Genomic DNA, 22,904 nt, shown 5'->3' with positions numbered 1-22,904 from the left:
CATGGTTCCGATCGATGAAGTCGTTTCGCTGTCGCGGCTGCAGTTCGCCGTGACGGCGCTGTATCACTTTCTGTTCGTCCCGCTCACGCTGGGCCTGTCCTGGATCCTGGTGATCATGGAATCGGTCTACGTCATGACCGGCAGCCCCATCTACAAGGACATGACCCGCTTCTGGGGCAAGCTGTTCGGCATCAACTTCGCCATGGGCGTGGCCACCGGCATCACGCTCGAATTCCAGTTCGGCACCAACTGGTCCTACTACTCGCACTACGTGGGCGACATCTTCGGCACGCCGCTGGCCATCGAGGGCCTGGCGGCGTTCTTCCTGGAGTCGACCTTCGTCGGCCTGTTCTTCTTCGGCTGGGACAAGCTCTCGCGCAAGCAGCACCTGATGGTGACCTTCCTGGTGGCGCTGGGCTCGAGCCTGTCGGCGCTGTGGATCCTGATCGCCAACGGCTGGATGAACAATCCGGTCGGCGCCGAGTTCAACTATGAAACCATGCGCATGGAGCTGGTCAGCATGACCGAGGTGATCTTCAACCCGGTGGCCCAGGTCAAGTTCGTGCACACGGTGGCGGCCGGCTACGTGACCGCCTCCATGTTCGTGCTGGGCGTGTCGGCCTGGTACCTGCTCAAGGCCCGCGACACCGCCTTCGCGCTGCGCTCCTTCGCGGTGGCGGCCGGCTTCGGCCTGGCGGCGACGCTCTCGGTGATCGTGCTGGGCGACGAGTCCGGCTACACCGCCGGCGAGGTCAACAAGGTCAAGCTGGCCGCCATCGAGGCGGAATGGGACACCCACCCCGCCCCGGCCGGACTGACGCTGTTCGGCCTGCCCAACGACCGCGAGCAGCGCACCGATTACGCGGTGAAGATACCCTACGTGCTGGGCCTGATCGCCACCCGTTCGGCCGATACCCAGGTCATGGGCATCAAGGACCTCAAGCGGGAGCATGAGGGTCGCATCCGCAACGGCATGCTGGCCTACGCCGCGCTGTCCCGGCTCAAGTCCGGCGACAAGTCGCCCGCGGCGCGCGCGGCCTTCGAGGCGCACAAGAAAGACCTCGGCTACGGCCTGCTGCTCAAGAAGTACACCAACAACGTGGTCGACGCCACGCCCGCGCAGATCGCCAGCGCCGTGAATGACACGATCCCGAAGGTGGCGCCGCTGTTCTGGTCGTTCCGCGGCATGGTGGCGATCGGCTTCCTGATGCTGTTCATCTTCGCCGCGTCGGTGTGGTTCCTGGGCAAGAAGCAGCTGGCGCCGCAGCGCTGGCTGCTCAGGCTGGCGGTGTGCGCCATCCCGCTGCCGTGGATCGCCGCCGAGCTGGGCTGGATCGTGGCCGAGTACGGCCGCCAGCCGTGGACCATCGCCGGCGTGCTGCCCACGCACCTGTCGGCCTCCTCGCTGCAGCCTGGCAACCTGTACTTCAGCCTGGCCGGCTTCATCCTGTTCTACACCTTCCTGCTGGTGGTGGAGATGACCCTGATGATCAAGTACGCCCGTCGCGGCCCGAGCAGCCTGCATACCGGCAAGTACCACTGGGAGACGCAGGACAAAGAGGCCGGGGCCGGCAATGCGCTGCCGCCGCCGATCAATCCCGCCGCCAATTCCGGCGCCGCCTGAGCGCTGAAGAAATGAGGAACGCAAGATGATCTTCGATTACGAAACACTCAAACTGATCTGGTGGGCCTTCGTCGGCGTGCTCATCATCGGCTTCGCGCTGACCGACGGCTTCGACTTCGGCGTGGGCATGATGCTGCCTTTCGCCGGCAAGACCGACGCCGAGCGGCGCGTGCTGATCAATTCCATCGGCCCCACCTGGGAAGGCAACCAGACCTGGTTCATCACCGCCGGCGGGGCCACCTTCGCGGCCTGGCCGCTGGTCTACGCGACCGCCTTCTCGGGCTTCTACATCGCCCTGATGGTGCTGCTGTTCTCGCTGTTCTTCCGTCCGGTCGGCTTCGACTACCGCAGCAAGGTGGCCGATCCGCGCTGGCGCAGCGCCTGGGACTGGGGCCTGTTCGTGGGCGGCTTGGTGCCGCCGCTGATCTGCGGCGTAGCCTTCGGCAACCTGCTGCTGGGCGTGCCCTTCCACTACGACGACACCATGCGGGTGGAATACACCGGCAGCTTCTTCGCGCTGCTCTCCCCCTTCGGTTTGCTGGCCGGCCTGTTGTCGGTGGCCATGCTGCTGATGCACGGCGCCGCCTTCGCCTTCGTCAAGACCGACGCCGCAGTGGGCGAACGCTCGCGCAAGGCGGTGATGGCCGCAGCCGTCGCCACCGTCCTGCTGTTCATCGCCGGCGGCCTGTGGGTGGCGCAGCTGCCGGGCTACCGCATCACCGCCATGCCCGACGCCAACAGCGCCTTCACGCCGCTGGCCAAGACCGTCGAGATCGCCGGCGGCGCCTGGTTCGACAACTACGCCCGCTGGCCCGTCGCCAAGCTGCTGCCGGCGCTGGGCATCGCCGGCGCCGTGCTGGCGGCGCTGCTGGCGCTGACGCGCCGCGCGCACCTGGCCTTCATCGCCAGCGGCCTGTCGGTGGCCGGCATCATCCTCACCGCCGGCATGTCGCTGTTCCCGTTCGTGATGCCTTCCTCGCTCGATCCCAAGAGCAGCCTCACGGTCTGGGACGCGGTGGCCAGCCACAAGAGCCTGGGCCTGATGTTCTGGATGGTGCTGATCTTCCTGCCGCTCATCGTGGTGTACACCGGCTGGGTGTATCGCGTGGTGCGCGGCAAGGTCACCCTCAAGGACATCCACGACAACGAACATACGGCGTACTGAACGCGCCGCAATCTGAAACAAGGAGAACACCATGTGGTATTTCGCCTGGATACTCGGCATCGGCCTGGCGCTGGCCTTCGGCATCATCAACGTGATGTGGCTGGAAGCCAATTACGCCTTCGGCCGCCGCAAGGCCGAAGAGACCCACGAGCGCTTCGCCAGCGCCAGCGCGGCGGACCAGAAGCGCCGCGGCGGCAATTGAGGCAAGGCGGGCGCGGCGCCAGCCGCGCTGCCGCGTCGCCCCAACAAAAAAACCCGCGAAGAGATTCGCGGGTTTTTTGTTGCCTGGCGGCCCGGGAGCCGCGCGGCGGCTTACACCAGGTTCAGCGTGACGTTGATGTTGTCACGGGTGGCGTTGGAGTACGGGCACACTTGGTGAGCCTTGTTCACCAGGTCTTGCGCCACGGCGCGGTCGATGCCCGGCAGCGAGATGTTCAGTTCGGCTTCGATGCCGAAACCGGCCGGGATCTGGCCGATGCCGACCTTGCCGGTGATGCTGGCGTCAGCCGGCAGGGCAACCTTGGCCTGGCCGGCGACGAACTTCAGCGCGCCCAGGAAGCAAGCCGAGTAGCCGGCTGCGAACAGTTGCTCGGGGTTGGTGCCCGGGCCGCCTGCGCCGCCCAATTCCTTGGGGGTGGACAGGCGGATGTCCAGCACGCCGTCGGACGACTTGGCTGCGCCTTCACGGCCGCCGGTGGCGGTTGCAGTGGCGGTGTACAGGGCTTTGGTGATTTTATCGGAGGGCATTTTCTTTCCTTTCAGCTTTCTGGTTAAGGCCTCTTGGGCCGACTTTCGAGAGTGGGGCGGCGAAAGACTCGCCATTTCTTGCTGCTATTTTCTTCCGTTTGCTTCTGCTTGCGATCCTGCGTGTCTTGCCGATTACTGCTGCTGCCGTACTGATGATTCAGGTGCTTCAAATCCTGCTTGCTCTTGCCACATCAGGCGCATATATTATTTACAATATAATTGCGAACAACATAATTTATACACCAAAAATCCTTGTTTCGTCCATGGAGTCCTGCATTGCGAGCATCATTGCTCCTCATCCTGCAGGTTCCGGCGCACGTCCTTGAGATCGGCCACCAGCTTCTGCACCTGCTCCAGCGGGGGCAGCATGCAGCTCATCTTCACCGGCACCGCACGGGCCCGCTCGCGCAGCGCGCGGCCGGCATCGCTCAGGGTCACCATCACGCGGCGCTCATCCCCGGCATCGCGCGCCCGGTGCAGCAAGCCCATGGTTTCCATGCGCTTGAGCAGCGGCGTCAGCGTGCCCGAATCGAGGAACAGGCGGCCGCCGAGCTCGGACACGGTAATCTGGTCCTTCTCCCACAGCACCATCATCACCAGATATTGAGGATAGGTGATATCCAGCGCACCGAGGATCTTTTTGTAGGCCTTGGTCATCGCCAGGGACGCCGAGTACATGGCGAAACACAGCTGGTTGTCGAGAAGCAGGGCTTCATCGATCAGCGCGTCCGGCAGCTTCGGTGTGTGTGCGTTGTCCATGTGTCGAATATTAAACTGCTCAAAATTAAATTGCAAGCTATTTAAATCGAATATTTTTGAATTTGTTGTTCAAATCCCTTTTACCCGGCGTTCCCGCCGGCTCTCCAACTTGGGTATCATTCGCGCTTTCCTCGTATTTTCCCGCGCTCCGGCGCGTCCCGCCGCCGCAATCCTCCATGCCACCTGACACCGCCGCCCCCGCCCGCAACCCGCTCAAGACCCTGGACCTGTTCTGCAAGGTGGTCGACAACTATGGCGATATCGGCATCTGCTGGCGCCTGGCGCGTCAGCTGGTGCGCGAGCATGGCATCGCCGTGCGGCTTTGGGTGGATGACCTGGTCAGCTTCCGGCGGATCTGGCCGGATGTCGACGCCGAGGCCGAACTGCAACAAATCGCCGGCGTCGCCGTGCAACACTGGCGCGGCCAGGAAGGCGCCTATGCGCCGGCCGACGTGGCCGACATCGTCATCGAGTTCTTCGGCTGCGAGATCCCGCCCGGCTACGTGGAAGCGATGGCGCAGCGCGCCGTCAAGCCGCTCTGGTTCAACCTGGAAGGCCTGTCGGCCGAGCCCTGGGTCGAAGGTTGCCACACCCTGCCCTCGCCGCACCGCACGCTGAAGCTGACCAAATACTTTTTCTTTCCCGGCTTCAACGAGCGCACCGGCGGCCTCAGCTTCGAGGCCGACCTGGAAACGCAGCGCCAGGCCTTCCTGGGCGAGGGCCAGGCCGCGCCCTTCCTGCAGCGCCTGGGCGTGACGCCGCGGGAACAGCTGGGCCTGAAGGTCTCGCTGTTCTGCTACGACTACGCCCCCATCCCCGAACTGTTCGCCGCCTGGGAGGCCTCGCCGGTCCCGGTCACCTGCCTGGTGCCGGAAGGCGTGGCCCGCTCCACCGTGGAAGCCTTCCTCGGCGCGCCGATGCGGGCCGACGCCGCGGCCACGCGCGGCGCGCTCAGCGTGCGGGTGCTGCCCTTCGTGCCGCAGACCGACTACGACCGCCTGCTGTGGAGCTGCGACTTCAACTTTGTGCGCGGCGAGGATTCCTTCGTGCGCGCGCAGTGGGCCGGCAAGCCTTTCGTCTGGAACATCTACCAGCAGGACAAGAACCTGCACCACACCAAGCTCAACGCCTTCCTCAAGATCTATGCCCCGGCCACGCCCGCGCTGATCGACGCCAACCGCGCCTGGAACGGCGCCAAGCACGCCGACGTTGATTGGCAGGCAAGCTGGGAGGCGCTGCGCGGCGAGTTGCCGGCGCTCACTGAAGCAGCTGATCAATGGCTGGCGAGGATGTTGGCAAATGGCGACTTCATGGCCAATTTGCTCGGTTTCGCCCGCCGCCTGGTGGTGGAAGCCCCATGAAAATAGGGTAAAATAACGGGCTTAGTTTTTTAAACGCAGTTTGGAATTCAATCGTACGTGGGCTTGCGGTGAGGTTTTGCCAGTGGGCTACTGACAGTTTGAAGCAACCTACTTTTCACGACATATACCGCTATGAAATTTGCAAAAGAAGTCCGCGTCGGCAACATCATCATGGTCGACAGCAAGCCCATGATCGTCCTGCGTTCGGACGTCAACGGTTCCTCCCGCACCGGTTTCACCTACAAGTGGAAGATGAAGAACCTGCTGACCAACACCCCGATGGAAAGCGTCTTCCGCGGCGACGACAAGTTCGACGTCGTGGTGCTGGACAAGAAGCCGGTCACCTACTCGTACTTCGCCGACCCGCTGTTCGTCTTCATGGACGAAGAGTACAACCAGTACGAAATCGAAGGCGAGAACATGGGCGACGCCATCGGCTACCTGAAGGACGGCATGCAGTGCGAAGCCGTGTTCTACGACGGCAAGGCGATCTCGGTTGAAATGCCGACCACCATCGTGCGCAAGGTTGCCTACTCGGAGCCGGCGGTCAAGGGCAACACCTCGGGCAACGTCCTGAAGGAAGCCAAGATCGAAAACGCGATCGAAGCCAACCAGATCGTCGTGATGGTCCCGCTGTTCGTCAGCCAGGACGACGACATCGAAATCGACACCCGCACCAACGAGTACAAGAAGGTCGTTCGCGGCTGATTTTCCGCCGATGCGATAAAAAAACGCTGCCTTGGGCAGCGTTTTTTTTCGTCTATTGCATCGCTCAGCCTACTCCTTTGGCCCGACCTGCTGCGCCAGTTCGCGCGCCGCCGCCTGCCCGGCCTCGCTGGCCCAGAACTCGCGGTCGGCCGCCTGGATGCGCTGCGCTGAATTCTCCATGTGCTGCAGGGCCGCCTCCCGCGCGGCCGCCGCGTCGCCGCCGGCGATCGCCTGGGCGATGGCCGCGTGCTCGCTGCGCACCTGCTGGCCGAAGTCGCTGCGGCGCGCCTCATTGATGCGCGCCACGCGGATGGCGGCGCGCAGGAACTGGCTCAGGAACTGCACCAGCGAGGTATAGAGCGGATTATGGGAAGCGTTGGAGATCGCCGCATGGAAGGCGAAGTCTTCCTGCACGCCGTCGCGCCCCTCCTCGGCGGCGCGATCGATCGCCTTCAGGGCCTGCTGGATCGCCTGGTTCTGCGCCTTGGTGCGGCGCTGCGCGGCCAGCGCCGCCATCTCGCCCTCCACGCCGCGGCGCAACTCGATCACGCGCAGCACGGCCTGGATGGAATCGCGCACATCGTCCACCTGCATGTCGAGCCGAAACGGCGTGGCCCGGTTGGCGCCCAGCACCACCGTGCCGCTGCCGCGGCGCGAACCGACCAGCCCCTCCGACTTCAGGCGCGAGATCGCCTCGCGGATCACTGTGCGGCTCACCGCGAAACGCTCGGTCAGCTCCATCTCCGACGGCAGGCGCGCATCGGGCGCGAACTCGCCCTCGCGAATCTGTTTGGCCAGCACGCCGGTCACGTGGTCGGCCAGGGTGCCCTTGCCCCGGCCTGAGGCTGGCGTGGGTTTCGGGGCTCTGGCGTGGGCATCGGCGTTCTTCATGGCGCGCAATGATACCGCTTTTGCCCGCGCCTCCCTGTTGTGGAAACCCGCAAATCTTTTCCGGGATCATCAAAAGTTGTATGACAACTTTCTGCTATAATCGCTGCCGCACGCCGCGCCAACGGATGGCGCGGCGCCAGTTTCCAGACCAACGAGGAGAACACATGCATATCGTCATCACCGGCGGCGCCGGATTCCTGGGCAGCCGGCTGGCGCGCCAGCTCTTGCAACGCGGCGCCCTGACCGGCCGCGACGGCAAGCAGCAGGAAATCAAGCGCATCACCCTGCTGGACGTGGTGCCCGCGCAAGGCTTCGACGATCCCCGCATCGAAGCCGTGACCGGCGACATCGCCGACGCCGCCGTGATCGAGCGCGTGATCACCGCCGAGACGCAATCCATCTTCCACCTCGCCGCCATCGTCAGCGGCCACGCCGAAGCCGACTTCGAGCTGGGCATGAAGATCAACTTCGACGCCACCCGCATCATCCTGGAACGCGCCCGCGCCCTGGGCACCAAGCCGCGCGTGGTGTTCACCAGCTCGGTGGCGGTGTTCGGCGGCGAGCTGCCGGCCGTGGTGCCGGACAACACCCTGCTGATGCCGCAAAGCTCCTACGGCGCGCAGAAGGTCATGGGCGAGCTGATGGTGCAGGACTACAGCCGCAAGGGCTTCATCGACGGCCGCGCGCTGCGCATGCCGACCATCTCGGTGCGCCCGGGCGCACCCAACAAGGCCGCCTCCAGCTTCGCCTCCGGCATCATCCGCGAACCGCTCAACGGCCAGCCCTCGGTGTGCCCGGTCGGCGCCGACACCCGCATGTGGCTGATGTCGCCGCGCCAGGCCATCGCCAACCTGATCCACGGCCATGAGATCAACGGCGCCGACCTCGGCCTGGCCCGCTTCCTTTCCATCGACGGCCTGTGCGTCACCGTCAAGGACATGGTCGCCGCGCTGGAAGAAGTGGCGGGCGCCGATGTGGTCAAGCTGATCGAATGGAAGGAAGACGAGGCCATCAAGCGCATCGTCAATTCCTGGCCCGGCCAGTTCGAAGCCAAGCGCGCCAAGGCGCTGGGCTTCACCGCCGACGCCAACTTCGCCGACATCATCCGCGCGCATATCGAGGATGAAGTGAAGAAGTGATCGCCAGTCTGGCTTGTGGGAAGAATGACGGCGCCTTGGGGCGCCGTTTTCTTTTCCATCGCGAGCTCGGTGAACGACGCTGGGTCCTGACCTTCATCAGGACGACGGGACGGAGAGGCCTTGAACCAGCGGCGCTTCAAGCAACATCTCAGCGTCGTCCCCGCGCAGGGCGGGACCCGGTGACGCTTGTCATGCCTCGATGGCCGCTGAACGACGCTGGGTTCCTGCTTTCGCAGGAACGACGGTGCGTAGAAGACACCTTGCGGTTGCTTGAACAGACGACGGCTCAAGCAACACCTCTGTGTCGTCCCGGCGCAGGCCGGGACCCAGCGTCGTTCGCCGCGGGCGAAAAAAAACGCGGCCGGAGCCGCGCAAGAATTACTTCCTCGGAGTACAAACGAACCGCATGAAGAACAGCATGCAATCCTTTACTGCGCCTTGCCCAGCAAGTTGAAGATGCTGGAGAAATCCAGCTTGCCGGAACCGTTCTTGCTGTGGATGTCGTACAGGTTGCGCGCCGCCGCGCCCAGCGGGATGGCGCTGTTGGTGGCCAGCGCGTTCTCCACCGCCAGCCCCAGGTCCTTCAACATCAGGTCGACCCCGAAGCCGCCGGCGTAGTCCTTGGATGCCGGCGCCGTGTCCATCACGCCCGGACAGGGGTTGTAGACTTCCAGCGTCCAGTTGCGGCCGGAGCTCTTGGACATGATCTCCGACAGCACCTTGGGATCCATGCCATTGGCCACGCCCAGCCGGATCGCTTCCGAGGTGCCGATCATCAGGATCCCCAGCAGCATGTTGTTGCACACCTTCACCGTCTGGCCGCTGCCGCTCTCGCCGGCGTGATAGATCGCCTTTCCCATCTTCTGCAGGTAGGGCTGGGCCGCCTCGAAGGCCTGCTTGCCGCCGCCCACCATGAAGGTCAGCGTGCCGGCGGCGGCGCCGTTGGTGCCGCCGGAGACCGGCGCATCGAGCATCTGGAATCCCTTGGCCGCGGCCGCCGCGGCCACCTTGCGCGAAGCCTCCGGCGCGATGGTGGAGCAGTCGATCAGCAGCGCGCCCGGCTTGGCCGAGGCCAGCACGCCGCGGTCTCCCAGATAGAGCGACTCGACGTGCTTGCTGGCCGGCAGCATGGTGATGACGACGTCGGCCTTCGCCACCGCCGCCATCGAGTCGGCCTCGGTCTTGCCGCCGGTTTCCACCAGCTTGTCCACGCTGGCCTTGACCAGGTCGTGGCCGCTGACCGCGAAGCCGGCCTTGACCAGGTTCTGCGCCATCGGCAGGCCCATGTTGCCCAGGCCGATGAAGACAATGTTGGCGCTCATGATGCCCTCCTCACTTCAGCGAAATGGTGGTGTTGACCTGGCCGGCGGCCTCGTCGGGCGCATACCAGCGCGCGGTGACGGTCTTGGTCTGGGTCCAGAAGGTCACGGCCTGCTTGCCGTTGGGGCCGAGGTCGCCCAGCTTGGAGGCGCGCGAACCGGTGAAGCTGAAGTAGGCCACCGGCACGGGGATGGGCACGTTGATGCCGACCTGGCCGACGTCGATCTCGTTCTGGAACTTGCGCGCGGCATAGCCAGAGCTGGTGAAGATCGAGGTGCCGTTGCCGTTGGGGTTCGCGTTGATGAAGGCGATCGCCTCGTCCAGGGTTTCGACTTCGACGATGCACATCGCCGGGCCGAAGATCTCCTGGGTGTAGATGTCCATCTCGGCCTTCACGCCGGTAAACACGGTGGGGCCGACGAAGTTGCCGTTCTCGCTGCCGGCCACCTTGAAGTTGCGGCCGTCCAGCAAGAGCTTGGCGCCCTGCTCCACGCCGCGGCCGATCAGGCGCTCCACGCGCTCCTTGGCCGCCGGCGAGACCAGCGGGCCGACGTCGGCCTTGCGGTCGCTGCCCGGGCCGACCTTCATGGCCTTGGAGCGCTCGACGATCTCGGGGATCCATTCGCGCGTCTTGCCCACCAGCACCACCACCGAGTTGGCCATGCAGCGCTGGCCGGCGGCGCCGAAGGCCGCGCCCAGCAGGTTGTTGATGGCATGGTCCTTGGGCGCGTCGGGCAGCACGATGCAGTGGTTCTTGGCGCCCATCATGCACTGGGCGCGCTTGCCGGCTTCGCTGGCACGGCGGTAGATGTGGGTGCCCACGTGGGTCGAGCCGATGAAGGAGACCGCCTTGATGTCGGGATGGTCGCAGATCATGTTGGCCACGTCGGGGCCGCCGTGCACCACGTTCAACACGCCCGGCGGCAGGCCGGCCTGGTTGGCAAGCTCGACCAGGAACAGCGAGGAGGTCGGATCCTGCTCCGAGGGCTTGAGCACGAAGGTGTTGCCGCAAGCCACAGCGATGGGGAACATGAAGCAAGGCAGCATCACCGGGAAGTTGAAGGCGGTGATGCCGGCGCCCACGCCCAGCGGCTGGTACAGGGTGTAGACGTCGACGCCGCCGGCCACGTTCTCGGCCATCTCGCCCAGTTGCAGCGAGGTGATCGAGCAGGCGTGTTCCACCACTTCCAGGCCGCGCATGACTTCGCCCTCGGCGTCGGGCAGGGTCTTGCCGTGCTCGCGGGTGATCAGCTCGGCCAGCGGGCCGATGTTCTCGCGCAGCAGTTGCTGGAACTTCAGCATGATGCGCATGCGCTGGGCCAGCGAGGTGTTGCGCCAGGTCTTGAAGGTTTCCTTGGCGTTGGCGACGGCGCGGTCGACTTCTTCCTTGCTGGCGAAGGGCACGCGCGCGACCACTTCCTGGGTGGCCGGGTTCTTCACGTCGCGCCACTCCTTGGAGGTCGACTGCACCTTCTCGCCGTTGATGTAGAGGGGAACGTTGGGAATGTTGGCTTGGCTCATGATGCGGTTTCCATAAGTGAAAAAGAAGAGCCGGACGGCGCGCCGCCCGGTTGAAGCTGAAGCGTTATTGCTTGGTCAGCGGGCAGGCCGCGTCCATCGGACGGAAGGCCTGCTGGGCCGGGATCACCGACAGCAGTTTCAGGTAGTCCCACGGCGCCTTGGATTCGGCCGGCGTCTTGACCTGGTACAGGTACATGTCGTGGATCACGCGGCCGTCGGGGCGGATCGACGCGTTGCGCATGACCACGTCGGAGATCGGGATCTCGCGCATCTTTTGCGACACCACCTTCCAGTCGGCGGTCTTGGCGGCGGCACGCGCCTTCAGGAAATGCAGCACGCTCGAATACACGCCGGCCTGCACCATGGTCGGCTTGTTGTTCTTGAACTGGGCTTCGAAGCGCTTGGAGAAGGCCCGGGTCTGTTCGTCGTAGTCCCAGTAGAAGCCGTCGGTGTAGACCAGGCCCTGGGCCGCGTCCAGGCCCAGCGCATGGACGTCGGACAGGAACACCAGCAGCGCCACCAGGCGCTGGTCCTTGCCGCCCACCGCGAACGAGCGCGCCTGCTTGATGGCGTTGACCACATCGGTGCCGCCGTTGGCCAGGCCGATCACCTGCGCCTTGGACGCCTGCGCCTGCAGCAGGAAGGACGAGAAGTCGGACGCGTTGAGCGGATGGCGCACCGAGCCCACCACCGTGCCGCCGTTGGCCTTGACCACGTCGGCCGCATCCTTCTCCAGCGAGTGGCCGAAGGCGTAGTCCACCGTCACGAAGTACCAGGACTTGTTGCCCAGCTTGGTCAGCGCCGCGGCCGCGCCGGCGGCCTGCGAATAGGTGTCGAACATCCAGTGGAAACCGTTGGCGGCGCATTCGGCGGTGGTCAGGGCGCCGGTGGCCGGGCCGCTGTACATGGCGATGCCGCCCTTCTCCTTGATCAGCTTTTGCACCGCCAGCGCCACCGAGGAGTTGGTCAGGTCGGCGATGGCCTCGACCTTGTCGCGGTCCAGCCACTCGCGGGCGCGGGTCACGCCCACGTCCGGCTTGTTCTGGTTGTCGGCCGAGAGGATCTCGATCTTCATCCCCTTGCACTCGGCCTTGAGGCAGTCTTCCACCGCCATCTTCGCCGCCACCACCGAGCCCTGGCCGCCCATGGCGGAATACGGGCCTGACATGTCGGTCAGGATGCCGACCTTGACCGTGTTGGCGTCTTGCGCCGCGGCCGGAACGGCGGCGCCGAAGAGGGAAACCGCACAGGCAACCGCCGCGGCCATGACCGGACGGCCGAATACGTTCTTACGCATCTTGTCTCCTTGATATTGTCGTTGTTGTCGGTCGCGCCGGGCGTTACGTCGACGCCGGGTCGTGCCGCATTCCTCCTGTCGCCGCAGAACGCGTTTCCTCTGCAGCAGCTGCATTTTGCATGTGCGTTAATATCGGTACAATAAACATAAATCCAAAATGCTTTTGCACCAATGCAAAACGCCCGCAATCCCCACAGGAGACCGCATGCTGGACTGGGACAACCTCAGGATCTTTCTCGAACTCACCCGCAGCCAGGGGCTGGTGGATGCCGCCAAGAAGCTGGGCATCGACCATTCCACCGTGTCGCGCCGCATGAAGCGCTTCGAGGAACAGGTCGGCAGCCAGCTGTTCGACCGCAACAACCACGGCTACAAGCTGACCGCCGACGGCTACCGCCTGGTGGAGTACGCCGAGAAGATCGAAAGCACCATGTACGCCGCCGCCGAAGAGCTGGGCGGCCACAACAGCAAGCTCTCCGGCCAGGTGCGGCTGGGCGCCACCGAGGGCTTCGGCTCCTTCGTGCTGGCGCCGCACATCGCCCACTTCTGCGCGCGCAACCCGCACATCACGGTGGACATGCTGCCGATGCCGCGCTTCGTCAACCTCTCCAAGCACGAGGCCGACATCAGCGTCTCCATCGAGCGCCCGCTGTCGGGTAATTACGTGGTCACAAAACTGTCCGACTATGTGTTGAAGCTGTACGCCACGCGCGAGTACCTGGAGCGCCACCCGCCCATCGCCAGCCTGGCCGACCTGGACCGGCACAACTTCATCGGCTACATCGACGACCTGGTGTTCAGCGAGGAATTGCGCTACAAGGACACGGTGGCACCGGACTCCTTCCGCGCCTTCCGCAGCACCAGCGTGGTGGCGCAATACACCGCCGCCTGCGCCGGCCGCTCGCTGGCCATCCTGCCCTGCTTCCTGGCCCAACAGTCGGAGCAGCTGGTGCCGGTGCTGGAACGCGAGAGCGCCATCACCCGCACCTTCTGGCTGGTGGCCTCCAGCGAGCAGCGCCACGTGGCGCGCGTCTCGGCGCTGTGGAGCTACCTGCGCGAATGCGTGGAAATGAATCGGGATTTTTTGATGGGCGATACGCGTCAGATGCGATGGCTGGCCTGAAGCATTCATGCCGCGCCGCCCGCCAGTTTCACGCCGGCCGACAACCGGCCTTACCCCCAAGGAGATGATGATGGCTGCGAAGAAGATCCTGTTGCTGACCGGCGATTTCGCCGAAGACTACGAGACCATGGTGCCGTTCCAGGCGCTGCAGATGGTCGGCCACACGGTGCATGCGGTATGCCCCGGCAAGAAGGCCGGCGACAAGGTCAAGACCGCCATCCACGACTTCGAGGGAGACCAGACCTACACCGAGAAGCCGGGCCACAACTTCGCCCTCAACGCCGCCTTCGACGACGCCCGCGAGGCCGACTACGACGCGCTGGTGGTGGCCGGCGGCCGCGCCCCGGAATACCTGCGGCTGAACCCCAAGGTGATCGAGCTGGTGCAAGCCTTCGCCCGCGCCGACAAACCCATCGCCGCGGTGTGCCACGGCCCGCAGGTGCTGGCCGCGGCCGGCGTGCTGGAAGGCAAGAAAGTCTCGGCCTACCCGGCCTGCGCGCCGGAAGTGAAACTGGCCGGCGGCCAGTTCGCCGATATCGCGGTGGATGCCGCCATCACCGACGGCAAGCTGGTGACCGCGCCCGCATGGCCGGCGCACCCGGCCTGGCTGGCGCAGTTCCTGAAGGTGCTGGGGACGAAGATCGAGCTGTAGAACGGCGAACGGCATCCGCCGGGAACGCGTCCTTCGGGGCGCGTTTTTTTGCGCCTGCGCGATGCGGCAAACGTCGCTGGATCCCCGCTTTCGCGGGGACGGCACCGAGGAGGTCGCCAAACCCCTCTGCCTGCTCAAGATTATCTTGCCTGTCGTTCCTGCGAAAGCAGGAACCCAGCGTCGTTCAACGCCCGCCAAGCGCAACGAACGCCGATCCCGCGACCACCTTGTTCCGCCATGTATCAAATCCTGTTCTGCGCAGGCCCTTTTTCCGCGTCGGGACGATTCCTATAGTTGCGTCCAAGGCAGCGCAACCGCCTGCCGCAACGAAAAAAGGAATACATCATGTCGCAAGCAAAAACCATCATCGTCACCGGCGCCTCCAGCGGCATCGGCCTGGCCATCGCCCGCGCCTATCTCGAGCGCGGCGACCACGTGGTCGGCAATGCCCGCACGCAGGCCCGCCTGGACGCGGCCGCCGCGCAGTTTCCGAACGCCGGCAACTTCCTCGGCGTGGCCGGCGACATCGCCCTGCCGGCTACCGCGCGCACACTGTTTCACCGGGCAATGGAGCGCTTCGGCAAGGTCGACGTGCTGGTCAACAACGCCGGCATCTTCATCGCCAAGCCGGCCGCCGACTACACGCCCGATGATGTCGACGCCTTGATCAACACCAACCTCAAGGGCTTCTTCTACATCACGCAAGAGGCAGTGCGCCACATGGGCCAGCGCCGCGCCGGCCACATCGTGAACATCACCGCCAGCATCGCCATGCAGCCCTCCACCATGGTGCCGGCCCTGCTGCCGGTGCTGGCCAAGGGCGGCCTGAACCAGGCCACCCGCGCGCTGGCGCTGGAGCTGGCGGCGCATAACGTGCAGGTCAACGCGGTGGCGCCGGGCATCATCGAGACGCCGCTGCATGCGCCGGGCACGGAGGAGTTCCGCAAGCAGCTGCAACCCGCCGGCCGCATCGGCCATGTCGACGACATCGTCGGCGCGGTGCAGTACCTGACCGATTCGAACTTCACCACCGGCGCCATCTTGCCGGTCGACGGCGGCGCCACCGCCGGCCGCTGGTAAGCGCGGAGGCCGCCATGTCAATCGAGTCCAGGTTGAAAGCGCTCGGATTTTCGCTGCCGCCGGCGCCGCAGCCGCTGGGCCGCTATGCGGCGGTGGCAGAGGCGCACGGCTTGCTGTTCATTTCCGGGCAGTTGCCGCTGCGCGACGGCAAGATGGCCTTCAGCGGCCGCGTGGGCGAGGAGCTCAGCGTGACGCAAGGGCGGCAGGCGGCCGAACTGGCGGCGCTCAACGTGCTGGCGCAGATCCACCGCCACCTGGGCGGCTTCGATCGCCTGGAAAAGATCCTGCGGGTAGAGGGTGCGGTGGCCAGCGCGGATGGCTTCTTCAACCAGCCGGCCGTGCTCGACGGCGCCTCCGAGCTGTTCGCCGAAGTGCTGGCGGACAAGGCCGGCCATGCGCGCAGCGCGAGTTCGGAGCGCCAGCTGCCGGCCAACGCGGCAGTGGCCCTGGTGGTGACGGCCTCGGTCAGGCCGCATTGACGGCGCCGGAGAAGCCGCGGCCTCAGCGCTGCAGCTTCTCCACCAGGAAATCCACCAGCGCGCGCACGCGCGAGGACATGTGGCGCGCATGCGGATAGAGCATCACGAACGGCCGCGTGACGCCGCCATGTTCCTGCAGCACCTCCACCAGGCGCCCGGCGCGCAGGTCCTCCGCCACCACGAAACGATAGGTCTGCATCAGGCCGGCGCCGGCGCGCGCCAGCGTCACGCTGGCCAGCACGTCCTCGGCGCTGCCGTAGTTGCCGGCGGTGAGCACGTCCACCTCCTCGCCCTCCACCTTGAGCGTCCACGCCCGGCGGCGGCCGCTGCTGGGCATGTCGAACTGGATGCAATCGTGGCGCTGCAGGTCCTCCACCCCGCGCGGCGTGCCGGCGCGCTTCAGGTAGCCGGGCGTGGCGACGATCACCATCTCGGCGTCTTCCAGCTTGCGCGCGATCAGGTTCGAGTCGTCCGGCGCGCGGCCGCGCACCGAGAGGTCGTAGACGTCATCGGAAAAGTCGACGTTGCGGTTGCTCACGTGCACCTGCAGGCTCACCTCGGGATAGCGCGCGCGGAACTCCGGCAGCAGGGGCAGTACGCGGTAGTGGGCATACGGCGTGGGCGGGCTGATGCGCAGCAGCCCGGCCGGCTTGCCGTGCAGGCCGCTGACCTGGCGCTCGGCATCGACCAGCGTGGCCAGCGCGCCGCGGCATTGCTCGAAGTAGAGCTGTCCTTCGTCGGTCAATCGGATCTGGCGCGTGGTGCGCACGAACAGGCGCACGCCCAGGCGCGCCTCCAGCCGCGAGACCGATCGGCTGACCGCGGCCGGCGTCACGCTGGCCGCCACCGCGGCGGCGCTGAAGCTGGAGAGCTCGGCCGCCAGGCAGAACAGCTCGATGCTGCCGACCTGCAAGTCGTCGAAGGCGCGCTTCATGGCCGGCCCGCTCCCGTACGCAAGATTGTCGTTGTGCCCACCTTGATTCCCCCAATTGATTTGCCGCCGGCCCTGCGGCGATGCCCGCGATATTAGAGCAATCGGCGCCGCCGCGTATTAACGCCGAAACTGGGCGCCTGGCAATATTTCCCTCAGGTATTTTGTCCCGCACCTTGATGCATCTCAAGCCGGCCGACGCGGCTCGGCCCGCCCCGGAGTTATAAATATGGCAATTCCCATCGCATGCGCCGAGACGCGCATGCAGACCGGCGCCGCAGATGGGACGGCGTAACCGCAGGGGGGCACATGATCCTAATCCAGGACGGCTGACCAGGCCCGACGCCGGCCGCACCGGCCCAGCGCGCCCCTAGCGGGGCATTCCATTCCGACACCCGCCCGTCCACCCGCATCGCTTGCCGATGCCCGGGTGCGGACCCGCATTGCCATCATCGACCGCCATGAAGATCAACGACCTGCCCCGCAACCTCGCCCCGCTGCCGCGCGAAAACGATTACCCTACCCCGACCGTCATGCGCCACCTGCCGCCGGACGTCCCCGATGCCGCCGACAGCGAGGAGCAAGGCTACGCCTATCCCGAACACGCCACGCTGATGTCCACCACGGACACCGGAAGCCTGGTCACCTACGCCAACTCCACCTTCCTCGCAGTGAGCGGATTTTCATCCGCGCAGTTGCTGGGCCAGCCGCACAACATCGTGCGCCATGCCGACATGCCCAAGGAAGCCTTCGCCGACATGTGGGCCACGCTCCGGCGCGGCGACGCCTGGACCGCCCTGGTCAAGAACCGCCGCGCCGACGGCCGCCACTACTGGGTGCGCGCCAACGTGACGCCGATCCGCCGCGAAGGCGAGGTGCAAGGCTACCTTTCGGTGCGCACGCGCCCGGCGCCGCAAGAGATTGCAGCCGCGGCCGCGTTGTACCAGAGTTTTCGCGAAGGCCGCGCGCGCGGGCTGCGTTTCTACAAGGGCCTGGTGGTGCGCACCGGCCTGATGTCCTGGACCCGCCTGGGCCAGGTCATGCCGGTGCGCTGGCGCCTGCGCGCGGCGCTGGGCGGCGCGGCGGCGGCCTCGCTGGCGGCGCAATGGCTGGCTTCGGGCTCGCCCTTCTCCGCCGCCGGCGCCGTCATGCTGGCGTCGCTGGGCCTGGCCGGCGCCTGGCTGGAATACCGCATTGCCCGGCCGCTGGCCGGCGTGCTGGAGCAAGCCAAGGCGGTCGCCGCCGGCCAGCCGGCCGAGGCGCCGGGACTGAACCGGGCCGACGAAATCGGCCTGCTGCTGCGGGCGGTGAACCAGTCGGGACTGAACCTGCGCGCGCTGCTGGACGATGTCTCGGTGCAGATCGACGGCCTGGCCGAAGCCAATCGGCAGATCGCCGGCGACAACGACGACCTGCGCCACCGCACCGCCGAAACCAATGCCCACCTGCAGCAGACCGCCGCCGCCGCCGAGCAGATGGCGGCGGCCGTACAGCACAGCGCCCAGACCGCGCAGGCGGCCCACGCATTGGCCCGCGAAACCAGCGACACCGCCGCCCGCGGCAGCGAGGTGGTGATGCAGGTGGTGCGCACCATGCGCGAGATCGCGCAGTCGTCGGAGAAGATCGGCGAGATCAATACCCTGATCGACAGCATCGCCTTCCAGACCAACATCCTCGCGCTCAACGCCGCGGTGGAGGCGGCCCGCGCCGGCGAGGCCGGGCGCGGCTTCGCGGTGGTGGCCGGCGAAGTGCGCAACCTGGCCCAGCGCAGCGCGGGCGCGGCGCGCGGCATCAAGCAACTGATCGCCGAGAGCGTCTCCAAGAGCGAGGCCGGCGCGCGCCGGGCCGAGACGGCCGGGCGCGAGATGGGCGTCATCGTCGATGAGGTGCATCGCCTGAGCGCCCTGATCGGCGAGATGTCCACCAGCGCCGGCGAACAGAGCCTGGGCGTGGCCCAGGTCAGCGAATCGGCCCTGATGCTGGACGGCATGACGCAGAAGAACGCCGACATGGTCGAGCACTCGGCCGGGGCGGTCGCCGACATGCAGGCGCGCATGGAGACCCTGGCCAGCGCCGTGGCGGTGTTCGGCCGCCGCTGACCGCACGCCCCCCAGCCCGCCTGCCCGCCTGCCCTTGCATCACCGGGCGTTGCCGCCATGGCAACGCCCGCGCTGTTGTCCCTCCCGTCCGTCCGGACAAGCGCTAGAATCGGCGCTTTCCCCCGCCGCCGATTTTTTTTTCGGCCACACAATATCCCTGCAGATGATCCGTCTTCAGGGCATGCAGGCGATTCCCGACAACCAGGCAATGAGCGACAAGGACAGCGAGATCACCGCCACCGTGCTGCGCGAGCGCACGCGGCTGGGCGGCTTCATCCGCCGCCGCGTGGCCGACGCCGGCGAGGCCGAGGACATCCTCCAGGATGTGTTCCACGAGTTCGTCCAGGCCTACCGCTTGCCCGAGCCGATCGAGCAGGTCAGCGCCTGGCTGTTCCGGGTGGCGCGCAACCGCATCATCGACCGCTTCCGCAAGAAGAAGGAAGCGCCGCTGGCCGAGCCCGACGACATCGACGACTTCGAGTCCGCCGACGGCGCCTGGCGCCTGGAGCTGGCGCTGCCGGCCGCCGATGACGGCCCCGAGGCTGCCTACGCCCGCTCGGTGCTGCTGGAAACCCTGCAAGAGGCGCTCGAAGAGCTGCCTGAGAACCAACGCGAGGTATTCGTCGCGCATGAACTCGACGGCACCAGTTTCAAGGACATGGCGGCCGCCACCGGCACCAGCCTCAACACATTGCTGGCGCGCAAGCGCTATGCGGTCCTGCATCTGCGCAAGCGGCTGCAGGCGGTTTATGACGAATTGGAGATGTGATGGATCAAGACCAGAATCGTGACCAGGACAGTCAACGCAATCAGCTTCGCCCCACGCCACGCGGCCGTGAACGCTTCGGCCCCCACCGGCGCTTTCGCATGGGCTTCCTGGTGAAGGCGGTTTGCGCGCTGCTGTGCGTGGGCGTGCTGGGCGGCGCGGTGATGCTGCTGTGGAACGCGGTGGTGCCACCGATCTTCCCGGGCGCGGCCGAGATCGGCTTCTGGCGCGCGCTGGGACTGCTGGTGCTGTGCCGTATCCTGTTCGGCGGCTTCCGCGGACGCCATGGCGGCTGGCATGAAAAGAAGCGCCGCATGCGCGAACGCTGGGAGGCCATGACGCCGGAAGAGCGCGAGCGCTTCCAGTCGCGCTGGCGCATGTTCGGCTGCCGCGGCCGCGATCGCGACGAGGGCTGAACATGGGCGCCGCATTCCCGATGCAGGCCGCCAACTGCAAGCAACCGCCCGGCATCATCGTGCCGGTGGTGAACCTCAAGCGCTGCGAGGGCAAGGCCGACTGCGTGCCGGTATGTCCGGAAGACGTGTTCGAAGTACGCCGCATCGACGACGCCGACTTCGCCGCGCTGGGCCTGCTCAACCGCTTCAAGCTGCGCGTGCACGGCATGCAGGTCGCCTACACGCCGCGCGCCGATGCCTGCCGCGCCTGCGGCCTGTGCGTGGCCGCCTGCCCGGAACACGCCATCACGCTGACCCGGCGCTGACGCTCTCCAGGCGGCCGGCGACCCCGGCCGTTTTTTCTCCCCCACAAAGTCCGGAGGAAACATGATCCAGCTCCACCCCATCCAGCCGACGCCCCCGGTCAAGCGGCCGCGCGTCGTAGTGGCCGGCGCCAACAGCCCGACCGGGCGCCTGCTGCTCCTGCTGCTGCGCGACTCCGGCGCCCACGCCACGGCGCTGGTGCGCCAGCCGGCGCCGCTGGTGGCCGATGAAGTGATCGAGAACTGGACCGGCAACCCGCGCAGCGCCGACGCCATTGCCGGCGCCGACGCCGTGGTGCTGCTGACCGGCGTTTCCGGCGCCGACCACTGGGCCGCCTACGAGCACGGCATGGTCGGCACCGCGCGGCGCGTGGCGCAGGCGGTCGGCGCGCGCGGCACGCGGGTGGTGTATTTCTCCTCGCTGATGGCCGACGCCGCTTCCGACAACTGGTACTTGCGCGCCAAGGGCATGGTCGAACAAGTGCTGGTGCCCTTGTCGGGCAGCGTGATCTTCCGGCTCGGCCCGGTGGTGCGCGGCAGCCCGCGACCCTTGCCGTTCGAGCAGTCGCTGCAGCAAGCGGCGCCGGACGCGCCGGTGGTGCTGTACGGAGAACGGATGGCCGAACGCACCAGCCGTCCGATCCACCTGGGCGACGTGGCGACCGCCGCCGAAGCGGCGGCGCTGGGAATGGGAAAGTCCGGCATCTACGAATTGGCCGGGCCGGAAGAACATAGCCTGGCGCAATTGGCGCAGTTGGCCAATGGCTGCGAGGTGGCGGTGCGCACGGCGCCGCTGCAAAGCCTGGCCTGCCCGGCCCTGCTGCACTCGGTGCGCGACCAGCTCGCGCGCATCGCCGCCCCGCGCGACGCCGGCGCGCCGGCCGCCACCGCGGCGCAATTCGGCCTGCGCCTCACGCCCCTGTCGCTGGCCTGGCCGCTGGACGCGCTGGAGGCCTAGCACCTCCTCAGTGCTTCACCGTCCAGGACGGGGCGGTCTTCTCCAGGAAGGCGCGCAAGCCCTCGCGGCCTTCGTCGGAGGCGCGCAGGTCGGCGATCACGCCGGCCGTGTACTCGGCCAGTTCCGGCGTCACCTTCAGCGCATTGGCGGCCTGCGCCAGCTGCTTGGCCGCGCGCATGGCTTGCGGCCCGTTGGCCAGCAGCGCCGCCAGCGTGTGCTCGATCTTTTCATCCAGCTCGGTGGCCAGCACCACCTCATGCACCAGCCCCACCGCCGCCGCGCGGATGGCCGAGAAGCGCTCGCCCGACACGAAATAGCGGCGCGCCTGCGACACGCCCATCTTGGCGACCACATACGGGCTGATGGCCGCCGGCGCCAGTCCAAGCTTGACCTCGGAGAGCGCGAAGAAGGCCGCCTCCGAAGCGATGGCGATATCGCAGCACGACACCAGTCCCACGCCCCCGCCCATCACCGCGCCCTGCACCTTGGCCACCACCGGCGCCGGGAAGCTGTTCAGGGTTTCCATCAGCAGCGCCAGGTTGCGCGCGTCGCGCAGGTTGTCCTCGCGCGAGGCATCGGCCATGCGCCGCATCCAGCCCAGGTCGGCGCCGGCCGAGAAGGACTTGCCGATGGACGCCAACAGCAACACGCGGGTGCGCGCGTCGTTCCGGGCCTGGCCGATCAGGGCGATCAGGTGGGCGATCAGCTTGTCGTCGAAGGCGTTGTGAACGTCGGGACGATTCAGCGTGATGGTGGCGACGCCGCGGCTGTCGATGTCGAGATGGGCTGCCTCTGTCATTTTTTCTCCTGGGTGATTTTGGTTTGTCGTCGAGGATAGCCTAAAAAGTTTGGAGAGATTGTTGGTTGGGGGACAGTGGCGATGGATTGAGTGCCGGGGACGTGAAACGGTGTGGCCGGGGCCGGCTTTTCTTGCGGGGCTTTTCAGCTCAACGACGCGCCTCACCGGCCGCTGAACGACGCTGGGTTCCTGCTTTCGCAGGAACGACACTGGGGCGATAGCGGCAATCGCCGTTCGTTCAAGCCATCTCCCTTACTGTCGTCCCGGCGAAAGCCGGGATCCGGCGTCGTTCGTCGCGCATCACCGGACGCTGCACGACGCTGGGTTCCTGCTTTCGCAGGAACGACACTTGGGCGATAGCCGCAATCGACATTCGTTCAAGCCCTCTCCCTTACTGTCGTCCCGGCGAAAGCCGGGATCCAGCGTCGTTCGTCGCGCATCACCGGACGCTGCACGACGCTGGGTTCCTGCTTTCGCATGAACGACACTTGGGCGATAGCCGCAATCGACATTCGTTCAAGCCATCTCCCTTACTGTCGTCCCGGCGAAAGCCGGGATCCAGCGTCGTTCGTCGCGCATCACCGGACGCTGCACGACGCTGGGTTCCTGCTTTCGCAGGAACGACACTGGGGCGATAGCGGCAATCGCCGTTCGTTCAAGCCATCTCCCTTACTGTCGTCCCGGCGAAGGCCGGGATCCAGCGTCGTTCGTCGCGCATCACCGGACGCTGCACGACGCTGGGTTCCTGCTTTCGCAGGAACGACACT

Annotated in this window: 23 protein-coding genes; 15 read left to right on the top strand and 8 right to left on the bottom strand. The window is 66.3% G+C overall.

All coding sequences use genetic code 11. The annotated features are described in order from the left end of the window. The first annotated feature begins 1 nt into the window (after position 1). Genes Herbaro_RS07960 through cydX form a run of 3 tightly spaced genes read left to right on the top strand, consistent with a single transcriptional unit; the run spans position 2 to position 2,991 of the window. Positions 2–1,624 carry a cytochrome ubiquinol oxidase subunit I gene (locus Herbaro_RS07960; protein WP_275013284.1) on the top strand — a complete coding sequence of 541 codons (1,623 nt, stop codon included), beginning with the start codon at positions 2–4 and terminating at the stop codon, positions 1,622–1,624. 25 nt (positions 1,625–1,649) lie between these two features. Next, positions 1,650–2,789 (top strand): cytochrome d ubiquinol oxidase subunit II, encoded by a 1,140-nt coding sequence (cydB, locus tag Herbaro_RS07955; protein ID WP_275013283.1) that lies wholly within the window; start codon positions 1,650–1,652, stop codon positions 2,787–2,789. A 31-nt stretch (positions 2,790–2,820) separates the two neighbouring features. Continuing rightward, entirely contained in the window at positions 2,821–2,991 is a 171-nt protein-coding gene (cydX, locus tag Herbaro_RS07950) for a cytochrome bd-I oxidase subunit CydX (protein ID WP_275013282.1), read from the top strand. A gap of 110 nt (positions 2,992–3,101) precedes the next feature. On the opposite strand, the gene Herbaro_RS07945 is transcribed toward cydX, so the two are convergent. Both Herbaro_RS07945 and Herbaro_RS07940 read right to left on the bottom strand, forming a co-directional pair. Beyond that, a complete protein-coding gene (locus Herbaro_RS07945; protein ID WP_275013281.1) occupies positions 3,102–3,536 on the bottom strand; it encodes an organic hydroperoxide resistance protein in 435 nt (144 codons plus the stop codon). A 285-nt stretch (positions 3,537–3,821) separates the two neighbouring features. Beyond that, positions 3,822–4,295, bottom strand: coding sequence for a MarR family winged helix-turn-helix transcriptional regulator (locus Herbaro_RS07940; protein WP_275013280.1), 474 nt, complete (start codon positions 4,293–4,295; stop codon positions 3,822–3,824). A 176-nt stretch (positions 4,296–4,471) separates the two neighbouring features. Between Herbaro_RS07940 and earP the strand changes: the two genes are divergently transcribed. After that, a complete protein-coding gene (gene earP, locus Herbaro_RS07935) occupies positions 4,472–5,656 on the top strand; it encodes an elongation factor P maturation arginine rhamnosyltransferase EarP (protein ID WP_275013279.1) in 1,185 nt (394 codons plus the stop codon). A 132-nt stretch (positions 5,657–5,788) separates the two neighbouring features. After that, positions 5,789–6,364 (top strand): elongation factor P, encoded by a 576-nt coding sequence (locus Herbaro_RS07930; RefSeq protein WP_079215514.1) that lies wholly within the window; start codon positions 5,789–5,791, stop codon positions 6,362–6,364. 69 nt (positions 6,365–6,433) lie between these two features. Here Herbaro_RS07930 and Herbaro_RS07925 read toward each other — a convergent pair whose 3' ends face one another. Beyond that, on the bottom strand, positions 6,434–7,255 hold the full coding sequence (locus tag Herbaro_RS07925; protein ID WP_275013278.1) for a FadR/GntR family transcriptional regulator: 822 nt from the start codon (positions 7,253–7,255) through the stop codon (positions 6,434–6,436). A 164-nt stretch (positions 7,256–7,419) separates the two neighbouring features. On the opposite strand from Herbaro_RS07925, the gene denD reads away from it, so the two are divergent. Then, the gene (denD, locus tag Herbaro_RS07920) at positions 7,420–8,394 is read left to right on the top strand and encodes a D-erythronate dehydrogenase (protein WP_275013277.1); all 975 of its coding nucleotides are present in this window, start codon (positions 7,420–7,422) and stop codon (positions 8,392–8,394) included. A gap of 428 nt (positions 8,395–8,822) precedes the next feature. On the opposite strand, the gene mmsB is transcribed toward denD, so the two are convergent. From mmsB to Herbaro_RS07905, 3 genes are all read right to left on the bottom strand, one after another. Next, positions 8,823–9,716, bottom strand: a complete 894-nt coding sequence (gene mmsB / locus Herbaro_RS07915; RefSeq protein WP_275013276.1) for a 3-hydroxyisobutyrate dehydrogenase — start codon at positions 9,714–9,716, stop codon at positions 8,823–8,825. A 10-nt stretch (positions 9,717–9,726) separates the two neighbouring features. Next, positions 9,727–11,235 carry a CoA-acylating methylmalonate-semialdehyde dehydrogenase gene (locus Herbaro_RS07910; protein ID WP_275013275.1) on the bottom strand — a complete coding sequence of 503 codons (1,509 nt, stop codon included), beginning with the start codon at positions 11,233–11,235 and terminating at the stop codon, positions 9,727–9,729. Positions 11,236–11,299: 64 nt separating this feature from the next. Next, entirely contained in the window at positions 11,300–12,532 is a 1,233-nt protein-coding gene (locus Herbaro_RS07905; RefSeq protein ID WP_275013274.1) for an ABC transporter substrate-binding protein, read from the bottom strand. Between the two features lie 205 nt (positions 12,533–12,737). Between Herbaro_RS07905 and Herbaro_RS07900 the strand changes: the two genes are divergently transcribed. The 4 genes from Herbaro_RS07900 to Herbaro_RS07885 all read left to right on the top strand — a co-directional run bounded on the left by Herbaro_RS07900 (position 12,738) and on the right by Herbaro_RS07885 (position 15,866). Beyond that, positions 12,738–13,655 (top strand): LysR family transcriptional regulator, encoded by a 918-nt coding sequence (locus Herbaro_RS07900; RefSeq protein ID WP_275013273.1) that lies wholly within the window; start codon positions 12,738–12,740, stop codon positions 13,653–13,655. A 70-nt stretch (positions 13,656–13,725) separates the two neighbouring features. Continuing rightward, positions 13,726–14,307 carry a DJ-1/PfpI family protein gene (locus Herbaro_RS07895; protein WP_275013272.1) on the top strand — a complete coding sequence of 194 codons (582 nt, stop codon included), beginning with the start codon at positions 13,726–13,728 and terminating at the stop codon, positions 14,305–14,307. A gap of 342 nt (positions 14,308–14,649) precedes the next feature. Continuing rightward, positions 14,650–15,387, top strand: a complete 738-nt coding sequence (locus Herbaro_RS07890) for an SDR family NAD(P)-dependent oxidoreductase (protein WP_275013986.1) — start codon at positions 14,650–14,652, stop codon at positions 15,385–15,387. A 14-nt stretch (positions 15,388–15,401) separates the two neighbouring features. Continuing rightward, on the top strand, positions 15,402–15,866 hold the full coding sequence (locus tag Herbaro_RS07885) for a RidA family protein (protein WP_275013271.1): 465 nt from the start codon (positions 15,402–15,404) through the stop codon (positions 15,864–15,866). Between the two features lie 22 nt (positions 15,867–15,888). Here Herbaro_RS07885 and Herbaro_RS07880 read toward each other — a convergent pair whose 3' ends face one another. Beyond that, on the bottom strand, positions 15,889–16,800 hold the full coding sequence (locus Herbaro_RS07880) for a LysR family transcriptional regulator (RefSeq protein WP_275013270.1): 912 nt from the start codon (positions 16,798–16,800) through the stop codon (positions 15,889–15,891). Between the two features lie 530 nt (positions 16,801–17,330). Between Herbaro_RS07880 and Herbaro_RS07875 the strand changes: the two genes are divergently transcribed. The 5 genes from Herbaro_RS07875 to Herbaro_RS07855 all read left to right on the top strand — a co-directional run bounded on the left by Herbaro_RS07875 (position 17,331) and on the right by Herbaro_RS07855 (position 21,338). After that, complete coding sequence (locus tag Herbaro_RS07875) at positions 17,331–18,896, top strand: methyl-accepting chemotaxis protein (RefSeq protein ID WP_275013985.1); 1,566 nt, start codon at positions 17,331–17,333, stop codon at positions 18,894–18,896. Positions 18,897–19,077: 181 nt separating this feature from the next. After that, the gene (locus tag Herbaro_RS07870; protein ID WP_275013984.1) at positions 19,078–19,665 is read left to right on the top strand and encodes an RNA polymerase sigma factor; all 588 of its coding nucleotides are present in this window, start codon (positions 19,078–19,080) and stop codon (positions 19,663–19,665) included. A gap of 98 nt (positions 19,666–19,763) precedes the next feature. Further along, positions 19,764–20,078 (top strand): hypothetical protein, encoded by a 315-nt coding sequence (locus tag Herbaro_RS07865; protein ID WP_275013983.1) that lies wholly within the window; start codon positions 19,764–19,766, stop codon positions 20,076–20,078. A gap of 2 nt (positions 20,079–20,080) precedes the next feature. Continuing rightward, positions 20,081–20,383: a 4Fe-4S binding protein gene (locus tag Herbaro_RS07860; protein WP_275013269.1), complete on the top strand. Its 303-nt coding sequence runs from the start codon at positions 20,081–20,083 to the stop codon at positions 20,381–20,383. A 61-nt stretch (positions 20,384–20,444) separates the two neighbouring features. Further along, positions 20,445–21,338, top strand: a complete 894-nt coding sequence (locus Herbaro_RS07855) for an SDR family oxidoreductase (RefSeq protein WP_275013268.1) — start codon at positions 20,445–20,447, stop codon at positions 21,336–21,338. Positions 21,339–21,345: 7 nt separating this feature from the next. Here the strand turns inward: Herbaro_RS07855 and Herbaro_RS07850 are convergent, their stop codons facing one another. After that, positions 21,346–22,137, bottom strand: a complete 792-nt coding sequence (locus tag Herbaro_RS07850; RefSeq protein ID WP_275013267.1) for an enoyl-CoA hydratase-related protein — start codon at positions 22,135–22,137, stop codon at positions 21,346–21,348. Positions 22,138–22,904 lie beyond the last annotated feature (767 nt).

This window comes from Herbaspirillum sp. WKF16, assembly GCF_028993615.1.
Lineage (GTDB): Bacteria > Pseudomonadota > Gammaproteobacteria > Burkholderiales > Burkholderiaceae_D > Herbaspirillum.
This window is presented reverse-complemented; position numbering and strand designations above follow the sequence as displayed.

What these genes read in the sequence shown, in the direction of transcription:
- Herbaro_RS07960 (WP_275013284.1), top strand. Translation starts at nt 2, where the DNA reads ATGGTTCCGATCGATGAAGTCGTTTCGCTGTCGCGGCTGCAGTTCGCC.
- cydB (WP_275013283.1), top strand. Translation starts at nt 1,650, where the DNA reads ATGATCTTCGATTACGAAACACTCAAACTGATCTGGTGGGCCTTCGTC.
- cydX (WP_275013282.1), top strand. Translation starts at nt 2,821, where the DNA reads ATGTGGTATTTCGCCTGGATACTCGGCATCGGCCTGGCGCTGGCCTTC.
- Herbaro_RS07945 (WP_275013281.1), bottom strand. Translation starts at nt 3,536, where the DNA reads ATGCCCTCCGATAAAATCACCAAAGCCCTGTACACCGCCACTGCAACC.
- Herbaro_RS07940 (WP_275013280.1), bottom strand. Translation starts at nt 4,295, where the DNA reads ATGGACAACGCACACACACCGAAGCTGCCGGACGCGCTGATCGATGAA.
- earP (WP_275013279.1), top strand. Translation starts at nt 4,472, where the DNA reads ATGCCACCTGACACCGCCGCCCCCGCCCGCAACCCGCTCAAGACCCTG.
- Herbaro_RS07930 (WP_079215514.1), top strand. Translation starts at nt 5,789, where the DNA reads ATGAAATTTGCAAAAGAAGTCCGCGTCGGCAACATCATCATGGTCGAC.
- Herbaro_RS07925 (WP_275013278.1), bottom strand. Translation starts at nt 7,255, where the DNA reads ATGAAGAACGCCGATGCCCACGCCAGAGCCCCGAAACCCACGCCAGCC.
- denD (WP_275013277.1), top strand. Translation starts at nt 7,420, where the DNA reads ATGCATATCGTCATCACCGGCGGCGCCGGATTCCTGGGCAGCCGGCTG.
- mmsB (WP_275013276.1), bottom strand. Translation starts at nt 9,716, where the DNA reads ATGAGCGCCAACATTGTCTTCATCGGCCTGGGCAACATGGGCCTGCCG.
- Herbaro_RS07910 (WP_275013275.1), bottom strand. Translation starts at nt 11,235, where the DNA reads ATGAGCCAAGCCAACATTCCCAACGTTCCCCTCTACATCAACGGCGAG.
- Herbaro_RS07905 (WP_275013274.1), bottom strand. Translation starts at nt 12,532, where the DNA reads ATGCGTAAGAACGTATTCGGCCGTCCGGTCATGGCCGCGGCGGTTGCC.
- Herbaro_RS07900 (WP_275013273.1), top strand. Translation starts at nt 12,738, where the DNA reads ATGCTGGACTGGGACAACCTCAGGATCTTTCTCGAACTCACCCGCAGC.
- Herbaro_RS07895 (WP_275013272.1), top strand. Translation starts at nt 13,726, where the DNA reads ATGGCTGCGAAGAAGATCCTGTTGCTGACCGGCGATTTCGCCGAAGAC.
- Herbaro_RS07885 (WP_275013271.1), top strand. Translation starts at nt 15,402, where the DNA reads ATGTCAATCGAGTCCAGGTTGAAAGCGCTCGGATTTTCGCTGCCGCCG.
- Herbaro_RS07880 (WP_275013270.1), bottom strand. Translation starts at nt 16,800, where the DNA reads ATGAAGCGCGCCTTCGACGACTTGCAGGTCGGCAGCATCGAGCTGTTC.
- Herbaro_RS07875 (WP_275013985.1), top strand. Translation starts at nt 17,331, where the DNA reads ATGCGCCACCTGCCGCCGGACGTCCCCGATGCCGCCGACAGCGAGGAG.
- Herbaro_RS07870 (WP_275013984.1), top strand. Translation starts at nt 19,078, where the DNA reads ATGCAGGCGATTCCCGACAACCAGGCAATGAGCGACAAGGACAGCGAG.
- Herbaro_RS07865 (WP_275013983.1), top strand. Translation starts at nt 19,764, where the DNA reads ATGGGCTTCCTGGTGAAGGCGGTTTGCGCGCTGCTGTGCGTGGGCGTG.
- Herbaro_RS07860 (WP_275013269.1), top strand. Translation starts at nt 20,081, where the DNA reads ATGGGCGCCGCATTCCCGATGCAGGCCGCCAACTGCAAGCAACCGCCC.
- Herbaro_RS07855 (WP_275013268.1), top strand. Translation starts at nt 20,445, where the DNA reads ATGATCCAGCTCCACCCCATCCAGCCGACGCCCCCGGTCAAGCGGCCG.
- Herbaro_RS07850 (WP_275013267.1), bottom strand. Translation starts at nt 22,137, where the DNA reads ATGACAGAGGCAGCCCATCTCGACATCGACAGCCGCGGCGTCGCCACC.